Source organism: Corynebacterium aquilae DSM 44791, assembly GCF_001941445.1.
Taxonomy (GTDB): Bacteria; Actinomycetota; Actinomycetes; order Mycobacteriales; family Mycobacteriaceae; genus Corynebacterium; species Corynebacterium aquilae.
Genome location: NZ_CP009245.1, coordinates 1,732,585 through 1,746,342, shown reverse-complemented (window position 1 = coordinate 1,746,342; position 13,758 = coordinate 1,732,585). Strand labels below are relative to the sequence as shown.

General features: G+C 59.7%; 10 protein-coding genes. 9 read left to right on the top strand and 1 reads right to left on the bottom strand.

The features are described 5' to 3' along the window. Positions 1–16 precede the first annotated feature (16 nt). From rpsO to CAQU_RS07350, 9 genes are all read left to right on the top strand, one after another. Positions 17–286 (top strand): 30S ribosomal protein S15, encoded by a 270-nt coding sequence (gene rpsO / locus CAQU_RS07395; RefSeq protein ID WP_075726544.1) that lies wholly within the window; start codon positions 17–19, stop codon positions 284–286. Positions 287–581: 295 nt separating this feature from the next. After that, positions 582–2,846 (top strand): polyribonucleotide nucleotidyltransferase, encoded by a 2,265-nt coding sequence (locus tag CAQU_RS07385; protein ID WP_075726541.1) that lies wholly within the window; start codon positions 582–584, stop codon positions 2,844–2,846. 288 nt (positions 2,847–3,134) lie between these two features. Next, a complete protein-coding gene (dapB, locus tag CAQU_RS07380; RefSeq protein ID WP_075728531.1) occupies positions 3,135–3,884 on the top strand; it encodes a 4-hydroxy-tetrahydrodipicolinate reductase in 750 nt (249 codons plus the stop codon). A 2-nt stretch (positions 3,885–3,886) separates the two neighbouring features. After that, on the top strand, positions 3,887–4,639 hold the full coding sequence (gene thyX, locus CAQU_RS07375) for an FAD-dependent thymidylate synthase (RefSeq protein ID WP_075726539.1): 753 nt from the start codon (positions 3,887–3,889) through the stop codon (positions 4,637–4,639). Between the two features lie 152 nt (positions 4,640–4,791). Next, positions 4,792–5,709: a 4-hydroxy-tetrahydrodipicolinate synthase gene (gene dapA / locus CAQU_RS07370; RefSeq protein ID WP_075726537.1), complete on the top strand. Its 918-nt coding sequence runs from the start codon at positions 4,792–4,794 to the stop codon at positions 5,707–5,709. Then, positions 5,706–7,778 carry a ribonuclease J gene (locus tag CAQU_RS07365; RefSeq protein ID WP_075726535.1) on the top strand — a complete coding sequence of 691 codons (2,073 nt, stop codon included), beginning with the start codon at positions 5,706–5,708 and terminating at the stop codon, positions 7,776–7,778. The genes dapA and CAQU_RS07365 overlap by 4 nt, the downstream gene beginning before the upstream one ends. A gap of 161 nt (positions 7,779–7,939) precedes the next feature. Continuing rightward, positions 7,940–8,566, top strand: coding sequence for a TIGR03085 family metal-binding protein (locus tag CAQU_RS07360; protein ID WP_245797228.1), 627 nt, complete (start codon positions 7,940–7,942; stop codon positions 8,564–8,566). 311 nt (positions 8,567–8,877) lie between these two features. After that, the gene (locus CAQU_RS12425) at positions 8,878–11,922 is read left to right on the top strand and encodes a DNA translocase FtsK (RefSeq protein ID WP_425429690.1); all 3,045 of its coding nucleotides are present in this window, start codon (positions 8,878–8,880) and stop codon (positions 11,920–11,922) included. Positions 11,923–12,291: 369 nt separating this feature from the next. Further along, a complete protein-coding gene (locus tag CAQU_RS07350; protein WP_075726533.1) occupies positions 12,292–13,332 on the top strand; it encodes a TerC family protein in 1,041 nt (346 codons plus the stop codon). Between the two features lie 96 nt (positions 13,333–13,428). Here CAQU_RS07350 and CAQU_RS07345 read toward each other — a convergent pair whose 3' ends face one another. Further along, the gene (locus CAQU_RS07345) at positions 13,429–13,737 is read right to left on the bottom strand and encodes a YciI family protein (protein WP_075726531.1); all 309 of its coding nucleotides are present in this window, start codon (positions 13,735–13,737) and stop codon (positions 13,429–13,431) included. Positions 13,738–13,758: the final 21 nt, after the last annotated feature.

The following is a 13,758-nucleotide window of genomic DNA, read 5'->3' as shown; positions in this document are numbered from 1 at the left end:
TTTAAGGAGAACTCACATGGCTCTTTCTACTGAGCAGAAGAAGCAAATCCTCGCCGAGTACGGTCTCCACGAGACCGACACCGGTTCCCCGGAGGCCCAGGTTGCACTGCTGACCACTCGTATTCGCGAGCTCACCGAGCACCTGAAGTTCCACAAGCACGACCACCACTCCCGTCGTGGCCTGCTGCTGCTGGTTGGTCGCCGCAAGGGTCTGCTGAAGTACCTCGCCGAGAACGACGTTGAGCGTTACCGTAACCTCATCGCTCGCCTGGGCCTGCGTCGCTAAGAGCCACTTAGTCGCTTTTTGAGACGAACCTTTCACCCCACTGCTTGGTGTGCAGTGGGGTGTTTTTGTGCCTAAAATCTGAGGTTGTGGGCAGTGCCACGAAAAACTTGTCTGTCGTGGTCAGGGCGATAATGTGGGGCTGGTGGGGGATATTTGGGTGCGATGAACGTTGGTGCTGCGCTAGGTGGGGCTTTTTGCTGGTAGTGTGGGCAAGCATGCTGCGCGCTGAAGGCGCCCCGACGACACCGATGATCGTCAAGCGCAGCAAGAAAAAACTTAAAGGAGAAACGCGCGAATGAGCGACGTTAAACACACCGTAGCTGTCGAGTACGACGAGGACTTCGAGACCACTCTGGCCACCGCCGTCATCGATAACGGTGATTTCGGCAAGCGGACCATCACTTTCGAGACTGGTCTCCTGGCCAAGCAGGCCGACGGTTCTGTCACCGCGGCACTCGATGAAGAAACCATGATGCTGGCAACGACGACCGCATCCAGCAAGCCGCGCGAAGGCTTTGACTTCTTCCCGCTGACCGTTGATGTGGAAGAGCGCATGTACGCTGCCGGCCGCATCCCCGGCTCTTTCTTCCGTCGTGAGGGCCGCCCCTCCACGGAGGCAATTCTGGCCTGCCGCCTGATCGACCGCCCCTTGCGTCCGACCTTCGTGAAGGGTCTGCGCAACGAGGTGCAGGTCGTCATCACCGTCATGTCCATGAACCCCGAGGACTACTACGACGTGGTCGCCATCAACGCGGCCTCCGCTGCAACACAGCTGTCCGGCCTGCCGGTTTCCGGTGCTGTCGGTGGCGTGCGCATGGCACTGGTCGTCGATGAAGCTCACCCCAAGGGCCAGTGGGTTGCGTTCCCGACGCACGCCCAGCACAAGGATGCACTGTTCGAGATCGTGGTCGCCGGTCGCCTGGTTGAGACCACCAAGGGCCGTAAGAAGTCCGAAGACGTCGCCATCATGATGGTTGAAGCCGGTGCTACCGACACCGTGGTTGACCGCGTCGCCGATGGCGCGCCTGCCCCCACCGAGGAAATCGTGGCCGAAGGCTTGGAGGCTGCCAAGCCCGTCATCGCTGCGCTGTGCAAGGCCCAGAACCTGCTGAAGCAGGAAGCCGGCAAGGAGACTCAGCAGTTCCCGACCTTCCCCGCTTACTCCGAGGAAATCTTCCAGGCAGTGGAAGAGGAAGCTGCCGAGAAGATCGGCAAGCTGATGACCATCGCTGACAAGCAGGAGCGCGACGAAGCTATCGCTGCTCACCAGGCTGAGATTGAGGCTCTGCTGACCGAAGAGGGCGCCGAGTACCACGACGACGAAGAAGCATTGCCGCAGATTCGTGCCGCCTACAACGCCGTGTCCAAGGCTGTGGTTCGTCAGCGAATCGTCACCGATGGTTTCCGCATCGACGGCCGTAAGGTCGACGAGATCCGTCGCCTGGATGTTGCCGTCCACCTGCTGCCTCGCGCCCACGGCTCCGCACTGTTCGAGCGTGGCGAGACCCAGATCCTGGGCGTGACCACCCTGGATATGCCCGACATGGAGCAGCAGATCGATTCGCTGTCCCCGGTCGATCACAAGCGCTACATCCACCACTACAACTTCCCGCCGTACTCCACCGGTGAGACCGGCCGTGTTGGCTCCCCGAAGCGTCGCGAAATTGGTCACGGTGCCCTGGCAGAGCGTGCTTTGGTGCCGGTCCTTCCCTCCAAGGAAGAGTTCCCCTACACCATCCGTCAGGTGTCCGAAGCTCTCGGCTCCAACGGTTCCACCTCCATGGGTTCGGTGTGTGCCTCCACCCTGTCCCTTTACGATGCCGGTGTGCCGCTGAAGGCACCGGTCGCAGGTATTGCAATGGGCCTAGTGTCCCAGGACGTTGATGGCGAAACCCGCTACGTGTGCCTGACCGATATCCTCGGCGCCGAGGATGCCTTCGGCGACATGGACTTCAAGGTTGCCGGTACCCGCGACATCGTCACCGCACTCCAGCTCGACACCAAGCTGGACGGTATTCCTTCCGACGTGCTCGCCGCAGCACTGAAGCAGGCTCGTGCCGCCCGCCACCACATCCTGGATTACATGGCTGAGAACTGCGAGCCGCAGGAGCAAAGCCCCTTCGCCCCGAAGATCACCACCGTCACCATCCCGGTGTCCAAGATCGGTGAGGTCATCGGCCCGAAGGGCAAGAACATCAACTCCATTCAGGATGAGACCGGCGCGAAGATTTCCATCGCTGATGATGGTGTCGTTTCTGTGGCGTCCACCAACGGTGTTGCCGTCAAGGAAGCCATCGAGCGCATCAATGCCATCGCGAATCCGCAGATGCCGCAGGTGGGCGAAAGCTACCTGGGTACCGTCGTGAAGACCACCGCTTTCGGCGCGTTCGTCTCCCTGCTGCCCGGCCGTGATGGTCTGGTGCACATCTCCAAGCTCGGCAACGGCAAGCGCATCGCCAAGGTTGAAGACGTCGTCAACGTTGGTGACAAGCTGCACGTGGAGATCGCGGAGATCGATAACCGCGGCAAGATTTCCCTGGTCCCCGTCGAAGAAAACTAACAGTAGTTTTGTTCGACACCAGCGCGGATGAAGCACCATCTTCGGTGTAACAAACGCCAGCGCGAAAGCCACCCCGTCCTTGACGAGGGTGGCTTTTGTGCGAAGTGAGTACGGAAGCGATCGCCGTCGCAGTACGGACAGTCTCCACCGCGTCGGTGGGCACAAGCGCTAGGGTTTAGGGAGAGCTCCACCCGGTTCGCAGTGGTGGTGCTGCTGGACATGGCCTGCTTCGTGGCCAAGACCGGCACCTTAAGTACAAATTCGAAGCACAAAAACGGAAGCGAAAACATGGGAAACATCAAAGTAGGCGTATTGGGTGCAAATGGTCGCGTTGGCACCGCAGTGTGTGAGGGCGTCAACGCTGCCGATGACCTGGAACTGGTGGCAGCCATCGACCGCGACGATAGCTTGGACAAGCTCGTTGAGGCGGGCGCTGAAGTCATTGTGGACTTCACCCAGCCGTCTTCCGTGATGGACAACCTGAAGTTCTGCCTGAACAACGGCATCCACTGTGTTGTCGGAACCACGGGCTTCGACGATGAGCGTTTGGCTCAGGTTGAAAAGTGGTGCGCAGACAACGCACCCGTGGGCGCGTTGATCGCCCCCAATTTCGCGATCTCGGCGGTGTTGACCATGGTCTTCGCCGAGCAGGCCGCCCGTTTCTTTGATTCTGCGGAAGTCATCGAGCTGCACCACCCCAACAAGTTGGACGCGCCTTCCGGTACCGCAATTCACACCGCGCGTGGAATCGCCAAGGCACGCCAGGAAGCTGGCATGGGTGAGCAGCCCGATGCGACCGAGCAGTCCCTTCCCGGTTCTCGTGGCGCCGATGTGGATGGCATTCCGGTGCACGCGGTTCGCATGACCGGCATGGTCGCCCACGAAAAGGTGATTTTCGGTGCACAGGGCCAGTCCCTGACGATCTGCCAGGACTCCTACGATCGCACCAGCTTCGTCCCGGGTGTGTTGGTGGGTGTGCGCAATATCGCCCAGCACCCCGGTTTGACCGTGGGGCTGGAAAACTACCTGGATCTGTAATCGTGTCCCATCACGTTGATCTGTGCGCCCAGCTGATCGCGGCGACGGAATTCCACCCGCCGGCGTCGGTGTCCTTCGAGACCGATGCCACGGGGGGACAGGCTTTGATCGAGTTTTCTGGTCGGGCGTGCTACGAAACGTTCCACAAGCCCAACCCTCGAACGGCTGAAAACGCCGCGTACATCCATCACATCATGGAAGTCGGCCATCTGGCTCTCCTCGAACATGCGAGCGCCACCATCTATTTGACGGGCATTTCTCGCGCCGCAACCCAGGAACTCGTCAGGCATCGCCACTTCAGTTTCTCGCAGCTGTCGCAGCGTTTTGTGCACAACGATGACACCCAGGTGGTGATTCCTCCGGCGATTCGGGAGGACGAGACCTTGCTGCGGCTGTTTCAACAGGCGGTCGATGACACACGTTTCGCCTACCAAGAATTGTTGGATGCGTTGGAGGCCAAGGGCGAGGATGAGCCGAATGCACTGCTTCGACGCAAGCAAGCGCGGCAAGCTGCACGCGCCATTTTGCCCAACGCGACCGAGTCCCGCATCGTTGTGACCGGCAATTTTAGGGCTTGGAGGCACTTTATCGGCATGCGCGCCACCGAGCATGCCGACGTGGAGATCCGCACCGTCGCGGTGGAGTGTTTGAAGCTGCTGCAAAAACAAGCCCCTGCGGTGTTCGGAGATTTCGATATCGCTCGACTATCCGACGGCAGCGAAATGGCATCTAGCCCTTATGTGTTGGATTTTTAAGTTTTAGACCAACCTCGTGCCCCCATGGTGACAAGCTTTCACCATGGGGGTTAATCGTGGGGTCAATCTGTGGGGTGGGGTGGAGGTAGTTTTCGGGCTATTCGGGAGGTCGTTTCCACACCTAGCGGGTTGAACAGGTAGTGTTTCTAAGCATGAGTGAGACACCTTCCCGCACCCAGGACCGTACCGGTCTGACTTTTGGCACCGTCTCGGTCGCCATGGTCACGCCGTTCGATTCCACCGGCGCGTTAGATGTTGTCGCCGGCCGTCGGCTGGCGAAGCATTTGGTCGACAACGGCGTTGATAGCGTGTTGTTGGCTGGCACCACCGGTGAGTCGCCGACTACGTCGACCGCGGAAAAGGTTGCACTCCTCGAGGCCGTGAAGGACGAGGTGGGGGATCGTGCCGCCATCATCGCCGGCGCGGGCTCATACGACACTCGGGCAGCTGTTGAGCTTGCTAAAGCATCCGCGGATGCAGGCGCTGATGGTTTGCTCGTTGTGTGCCCCTACTACTCGAAGCCGCCCCAGGAAGGTATTTACCGGCACTACATGGAGGTTGCTGACGCGACCGATCTTGAAGTGTGCGTGTATGACATTCCTGGCCGTACCGGCGTTCCCGTGGCTGCGGAAACCCTCCGCCGTCTCGCGAAGCACGAAAACATCACTGCCGTCAAGGACGCTCGAGGCGACCTTGGTGAGGCAGCTGTGTTGATTCAGGAAACCGGATTGAACTGGTACTCCGGAGACGACCCGCTCAACGTGCCGTGGTTGGCCGTGGGAGCCAAAGGTGTGATCTCCGTGGTCGGACACGTGGCTCCCGCGCAGCTGCGCAGCCTCGTGGATGCCTGCCAGGCCGGAGATCTTCAACGAGCTCGAGAAATTAACGCTCAATTGGCCCCCTTGTTTGCCGCACAGGCGCGCCTCGGCGGAGTAAGCATGGCTAAGGCCGGTCTTGCCCTCCAGGGCATTAACGTGGGGCAGCCACGTCTGCCGCAGATCGCGGCTGACGAAGCGCAAAGCCAAGCGCTGAAAAACGATTTAGAAAAGGCTGGAGTCCTTAACCTATGACAGAACCCCGTTCACGTTCCCGTAAATCAACCCGCGAAGCGGGCGCACCGCAGCCGGTCGAGTTTCAGGCTCCCCAGCCTGTCGCTGAGTCCGGTCAGCGTGAAGATTCTGGGAACGATTCCCGCGGCACGCAAAATCGCGGCCGCGGTGGGTCCAACTCTTCCCGCAACAGCGACAACTCCGGCAACCGCAATCGCGGTCGTGGCCGCGGTCGTGGCGGAAACGGTTCCTCCAACAGCGGTGGAAACAACAACTCCGGCAAGTCCGGAAACAACAAGGACAACCACGGCCGGGGCCGTGGCCGTCGCATCAAGTCCATGCAGGGTGCGGATCTGACGCAGCGCCTCCCGGAGCCGCCGAAGGCTCCCCGCGATGGCTTGCGCATTGTCGCCCTGGGTGGCATTTCCGAAATCGGTCGCAACATGACCGTGTTCGAGTACCACAACAAGATGCTGCTGGTTGACTGTGGCGTCCTGTTCCCCTCCTCCGGTGAGCCGGGTGTTGACCTGATCCTGCCGGATTTCTCCTACATCGAAGATCGCCTCGACAAGGTGGAAGCCCTGGTGGTGACCCACGGTCACGAGGATCACATCGGTGCTATCCCGTGGCTGCTGAAGCTGCGTCCGGATATTCCGATCATTGCTTCCCGCTTTACTTGCGCCTTGATCGCCGCGAAGTGCCAGGAGCACCGTCAGCGTCCGAAGCTGATTGAGGTCAACGAGCAGAGCCATGAAAAGCGTGGCCCGTTCGATATCCGATTCTTTGCCGTCAACCACTCCATTCCGGACTGCTTGGGCATTGCTATCAAGACCGGTGCTGGCCTGGTGGTACACACCGGCGACATCAAGCTGGATCAGACCCCGACCGATGGTCGCCCCACGGATCTTCCGGCGCTGTCCCGCTTCGGCGACGAGGGCATCGACCTGTTCTTGTGTGACTCCACCAATGCCACAACCCCGGGTGTTTCCGGTTCCGAATCGGAGATCGGCCCCACCTTGAAGCGTCTGGTGACTAACGCTAAGCAGCGTGTGATCCTGGCGTCGTTCGCATCGAACGTTTACCGTGTCCAGTCCGCGGTGGATGCCGCCGTTGCTGCCGGCCGTAAGGTCGCATTCAATGGTCGCTCCATGATCCGCAACATGGAAATCGCGGAGAAGATGGGCTACCTCAAGGCGCCCCGCGGCACCATTATTTCCATGGACGAGGCTGCGAAGCTGGCTCCCCACAAGGTGCTGCTGGTCACCACCGGCACCCAGGGCGAGCCCATGGCAGCACTGTCGCGCATGGCCCGCCGCGAGCACCGCCAGATTACGGTTCGCGACGGCGACCTGATCATTTTGTCCTCCTCGCTGGTTCCCGGCAATGAGGAAGCGGTCTTTGGCGTCATTAACATGCTGGCCCAGATTGGTGCCACTGTCGTCACCGGGCGCGATGCTAAGGTGCACACCTCTGGCCACGGCTATGCCGGCGAGCTGCTGTTCCTCTACAACGCCGCTCGTCCCCGCAACGCCATGCCGGTGCACGGCGAATGGCGCCACCTGCGCGCCAATAAGGAACTGGCGATCTCCACCGGTGTTGAGCGCGACCGCGTCGTGCTGGCACAAAACGGTGTTGTCGTCGACCTCGATAACGGTCGCGCACAGGTAGTTGGCCAGATCAGCGTCGGTAACCTCTACGTCGACGGTGTCACCATGGGTGACATCGACGCTGAGGTTCTTGCTGACCGTACTTCCATGGGTGAAGGCGGCCTGATTTCGGTCACCGCCGTCATCGATAACCGCACCGGCCGTGTGCTGGAAGTGCCTGCCGTTCAGGCTCGTGGCTTCTCCGAGGACGCGAAGGCAATGATGCCCGAGGTTCGCGAGCTGGTGTACAACACCATGATGGATCTTGCAGCCGAAGGCGAAAACGAGGTCTACCGTATGGCGCAGAAGCTGCGTCGCACTGTGGCCCGTTACGTGGAGCAGAAGTGGCGCCGTAAGCCCATGGTTGTGCCCACCATTGTTCCGATGACTGGTGAAGTGACCGTGACCGACGAGGATATTAACTCCGCCCGTCAGTCCCTGTAAGCGATCTGGCTCCTAGCGAGTTTTGGCCCGCCCACAACGAATAAGGTTGTTGGGCGGGCCTTTCGCGTTGGTGGCTGCGCCAAAAAGTTGGGGCGACACGAAAGCAACAGTTTGTGAGCACTTCCAGGCTGCATCTCGCGGTGATGGGTAGGGTTAAAGGCATGACTTTTGCATCTGATCAGCGTGCTTCACTCGCCCGGCTTCTTCACGATTTGGGGCCGGATGCGCAAACGTTGTGCGAAGGGTGGACCACCAGGGATCTCGCTGTGCATCTAGTGCTACGTGAAACTCGCCCGGATGCGGCGGTAGGGATGTTTGTTCCTTTACTGTCTGGTCATCTGGACAAAGTCAGTGCCCGCCTGGCAGCCCAAGATTACGATGCGGTGGTCGATCGCTGGGCAGCAGGTCCGTCTGGGCTTTTTCAAGTCCTCGATAAGGCACTGAATACCGTGGAGCACTTTGTGCACCACGAAGATGTGCGACGTGCGCAGCCAGGTATGAAAGCTCAACCCCTGCCATTAACTGTGGCCCAACAACGTCAACTGTGGGCTGCCGCCAAAATGATCATTCCGCGGCTGTTGTCGACATCCCAGGCTCCCGTGGTGGTGGTTCCTGATGGGCTGTCCCGAGTGGTCGCAGCTGATAAGGCAGGTGTGAGCACAAACGGGGCGAACGTCGCCCATGTTGCTGGCCCGGTGGGGGAGATCGTGCTGTGGGCTTATGGGCGGGATGTGGCCACCGTAAAGGTCAGTGATGAGTACGGCGTTATTCGCCGATCTTCCATCTAAAACTAGGGTGTTTTCTCTGTCGGTGGGTTGCTCATGTTGCCTATCCGCAAAGGGCAAAGGTCTAGCCATAGGACTTGACCACATTTTTTTCGGCGGATATCGCGTGTGCCGTCTGTGACTGATGTGGTTTGGGCGTTAGGATTGGCGCCATGCCAAGTACCAGCACAAAGCACAAGGCTTCCACGGCGAAAAACAAAACTGGGCCTGCGCGACGTAGCGGCCGCTCCCAAGCGCCCGTCGTCGTCGCAACCAGTTCTTCACGTCGCGCTGCCGAAACCTCACATGAGAGGACCGGCAGCGCGTTTCGTGCGGTGGGATCTGGAATTTCCAAAGCCTTAAGCATGACTGCACATGCCGTCGGCGGTGCGACCCGCAGCGCAGCCGGCGTGCTACGCCGCGACCGCGCACATGCGGACAGCGACGACCTCGAGAACACACGTGGCGTTGCGGGTTCAGTCGACGATCGCGACCCTGAGGATCGGGAGCGTTTTGTTGATGGCCATGCTGATGGTTTCGGTCTCACCCTGCTGGGGCTAGCTGTCATTTTGGTGGGCTCTGTCTGGTTTGACGTCGGTGGCCCAGTGGGGCAGATGTTTGCTGATGGTGTGCGCCGAGCAATCGGCGCCGGCGCGTATGTGCTGCCAATTTTGCTGGCAGGTATTGCCGTGTCGTTGATGTTGGGCTACGCCCCGCGCGCGGTTGAGCGCACCCGTGTTGGGTTGGGACTGGCCTTGATCAGCATCCCCACCCTGGGCTTGGTGCACATTTTTGCTGGACGCCCGGGCACCTGGCCGGAGCGTATGGATGCCGGGGGTGCCTTGGGATTGGCTGCTGGTGGCCCGCTGGCGACGGGTTTCACCCCGTACCTTGCGATTCCGATCCTCATTTTGGTCATCATCTACGGTGCCTTGAAGATCACCGACATCACAGTTCGCCAATTCGTTGACCAGCTCAGGGAAATGCTCACCTCTGATCGGGGTCAAGGAGAATACATCGACGACGATGAGTTCGACGACGATCGCTATTCAGACGTCGATGATGAACTCGAGGAGTATGGCGAGGAGGAACACGATTCCTTCGATGCTTCCGAGGTGCGCTTCGCCGAACCGTCTCGTCCCGCACGCCAGAGCCGCCGCCGTACGCCGCGTCGTGATTCCGAACTCGACGATGGGCGCTACCCGGTAGAACATGAGGGTTTGTCCTTCCGCGCTGAAGCCGAGGACACCCCAGCCCAGCCCCCGCGTCGGCCGCGCACGCCCACCGAGGCGTACCCGCTCAACGAGGCCGACGACACCGCCACAACCGTTATTCCCACCGCGCCCAAGCCGGCGGTGCGCACCAGCACCGGGTGGGATGACACCGCAGTCATCGGCGCTGTCGATGATGAAGCTCAGCCGCAGCCGCGCAGCCACACACCCGGCCGGGCAGCCCGCGTCGCGGGCACTGCTGCTGGGGCGGCGGCTGGTGCAGCCGCAGCTGCCGGCACTGCCGCCGCAGCAGAAGGAGCCAACACTGCGCAGGCAGCGGCGCAGGCCGGAATGACCGCGGCCGAAGCTATCGCCGCGGCGCGCGCAGCTGCCCAGAACGCTGACCCCATCTCCACGGCCACGGCAAGCCTGACGGAAACTGCAGCCCAACATCACAAAGCAAAGGCACAGGCCCCCCAGCGCCCCGCACCGCAGGAACCCGCACCTGCGCCGGCCCCGCGCCCGGCGCCGGTCGCGCCCGCGCAGCCGGTGGCACCGGCACCTGTTCAGGAACAAGGACCGGTTGTCGATGCGGAACTGGTAGACGACCGGGAAGAAGAATCCTACGAGCTTCCCTCTACCGACCTTCTCGTTCCCGGAGCACCCGCTAAAAACCACAGCGAAACCAATGACCGCATGATCGAAGCGATCATGGATGTCTTCAGGGAATTCAACGTTGATGCTGCTGTGACCGGATATACCCGTGGCCCGACGGTTACTCGATACGAGGTGGAACTCGGGCCCGGTGTGAAGGTTTCAAAAATCACCGGCCTGCAGTCCAACCTGGCTTACGCGGTGGCCACCGCGAACGTGCGTATGCTCGCCCCAATTCCCGGTAAATCCGCCGTAGGTATTGAGGTGCCCAATACGGATCGTGAAATGGTGCACCTGGCAGACGTGCTCAACGCTCCAGCAACGCTGGCTGACCCAGACCCCATGAAGATCGGTTTGGGTAAGGACATCGAAGGCGCTTTTATCTCGCACTCGATTCAAAAGATGCCGCACTTGCTGGTCGCTGGTGCCACTGGTTCCGGTAAGTCAGCCTTCGTCAACTCCCTGCTGGTGTCTTTGCTGACGCGTGCCACCCCGGAAGAAGTTCGCCTGATCTTGGTCGACCCGAAGATGGTGGAACTGACCCCTTACGAGGGCATCCCGCACCTGATCACCCCCATCATCACCCAGCCGAAGAAAGCCGCGGCTGCCCTGGCCTGGCTGGTGGAGGAAATGGAGCAGCGTTACCAGGACATGTCGCGCTCGCGGGTGCGTCACATCATGGACTTCAACGCCAAGGTGCGCTCCGGGGAAATCACCGCACCGCCCGGATCCCAGCGTGTCTACGAGCCATACCCGTTCATCGTGTGTGTGGTCGACGAGCTGGCTGACTTGATGATGACTGCTCCGAAAGAAATTGAGGACTGCATCGTTCGCATCACCCAAAAGGCCCGCGCAGCCGGCATCCACCTGGTGTTGGCAACGCAGCGCCCATCGGTTGACGTGGTCACTGGTCTGATCAAGACCAACGTTCCTTCACGCTTGGCGTTCGCAACCAGTTCCGCCACCGACTCCCGCGTCATCCTGGACCAGGTTGGTGCGGAAAAACTCATCGGCATGGGCGACGGCTTGTTCATTCCTCAGGGCGCATCCCCGATGCGTATTCAAGGCGCCTATGTTTCCGACGAGGAAGTGCAGGCCGTGGTCGAGGCGGCGAAGGCCCAGTCCGAGGTGTCCTACATTGAGGGCGTGACTGAAGATCAGTCCGAAGCCTTGAAGAAGGACATCGACGACGACATCGGCGACGACATGGAAGACCTCCTGCTGGCCGTGGAACAGGTCGTGGTGGGACAACTTGGCAGTGTCTCCATGCTGCAGCGCAAGCTGCGCGTGGGCTTCGCAAAGGCCGGCCGCCTGATGGACTTGATGGAGTCTCGCGGCGTCGTTGGCCCATCTGAAGGCACCAAGGCCCGTCAGGTGCTGGTCAAGCCAGAAGACCTCGACAGCGTTTTGTGGCTCATCAAGGAAGGCAAGCACGTCGAAGACCTTGAGGACATGGGCCAGGGCGGTTCAGATGCCAATATCGTGGACGCCAACCCGACAAACAATGTGTTCTAAGTAGCTGCAAAGCAGACAAGCGTCGCCCCCACAAGTGTGGAAGGGCGGCGCTTGTTCTTTTGCCCATAGCCTTGTTTGCTGTACACCGTCGTGGCCTACCTCAATTTATCCCAACTGTTGTGGGGCGCATAGGAAGAAAAAGTACTTCGCCATGTAAGGTAGTCTGGCAACCATGGAGGGGAGTACCCCACCCACGTTTTCGGCTAATCGTCAACACGGTTGCACCGCAGACCTTTTCGGTTGTGCAGGTGCCCCGGTTAGTCGGCCGCGCATGAGGCTTTTGCCGCAGGTGCGGTTGGGGGAGACCTCCGGTTGGTGTTCTTTGTGATCTTTTGACGTCCTCACCACCGGAAGGTTTGTGGTTTATCCATGGAAGTTAATGCATTGACCTGGGTCATTACCGCAGTGGTTTTGCTCGGTTTCATCATTTTTGATTTTGTATCCCACGTTCGCTCCCCGCACGAGCCAACGATGAAGGAAGCTGCGGGGTGGATGATTTTTTACGTCGTCTTGGCGTGCATCTTCGGCGGATTCCTGTGGTTGACGTGGGGTGGTCCTGATGGCAACCACGACCACGCCATTGAGTTCTTTGCCGGCTACATCACTGAGCTTTCCCTGTCGGTCGACAATCTGTTTATCTTCGCGCTGATCATTGGCTCCTTCAAGGTGCCTCGCGCGTATCAGCAAAAGGTGCTGCTCATCGGCATTGCTTTGGCGTTGATCTTCCGCGGCATCTTCATTGGTATCGGTGCTGCCGCTATCTCTGCAGCGAGCTGGGTTTTCTACATCTTCGGTGTCTTCCTGCTGTACACGGCGATCAAGCTCGTTATTGACGAGATCAAGGATGAAGAAGAAAAACCAGTGACGGATATGGCGGTCGTCAAAATGGTCAACCGGGTCATCCCGGTGTCTAAAGACTTCGACAGCGACCGGCTGTTTACTAAGGAAAACGGCCGCCGGGTGGTGACCCCGTTGATGATCGTTTTGGTGTCCATTGGCTTCATTGACTTGATGTTCGCCTTTGACTCCATTCCCGCGATTTTCGGCCTGACCAAGGAGCCTTACATCGTGTTCACCGCGAACGCTTTCGCGCTGATGGGCTTGCGGCAGATGTACTTCTTGCTTGATGGTCTCCTGGACCGTTTGGTGTTCCTTTCCTATGGTTTGGGCGTCATTTTGGCGTTCATTGGTGTCAAACTGCTGCTTCATGCTCTGCACGAAAACACCTTGCCGTTTATCAACTCCGGTGAACATGTTCATGTCCCGGAGGTGTCGACCGCGATGAGCCTCTTGGTGATTGTTGGGGTGTTGGCTGTGACGACGGTGGCTTCCTTGGTGAAGACGAAGCGCGACGAGAATATGGGTGCGGTCCGTCCGATGCCCCGCCCCGAGGATTCCTACCAGGGGTAGGTTGGCTGAGCGCTTCGATAAATCAGCTAGTTAAACGCTGAGAGCCTTCGCTGAGACATAAGTCTTGGCGAAGGCTCTTAGCGTTGAGGATTGCTGTTAGCTGGCGGGTGGAACGTAGCCGAACGAATTGATCACGGGGTTCCACTCCTGGAATTCACGGCCGTCGATTGCGCCGTTGACGTAGAAAGGATCTTTGTCCATCAGCGCGGTGGCTTCGGTAATTCCTTGACCTTCCGGAAGGCTGAGCACGATCAATGCTCCGCCCTGGGGGCCGGTGAATGGGCCTGAGCCGAGGATGAGTCCTCGTTCGTGCAAAGTGCCGATGAAGGCACGGTGGTCGGGGCGGCTGCTGCCGATAAGTTCGTTGGTTGGGTCATAGGTGTACAACACGGATACATAAGCCATGTTCCAAGTGTAAACCCAGGT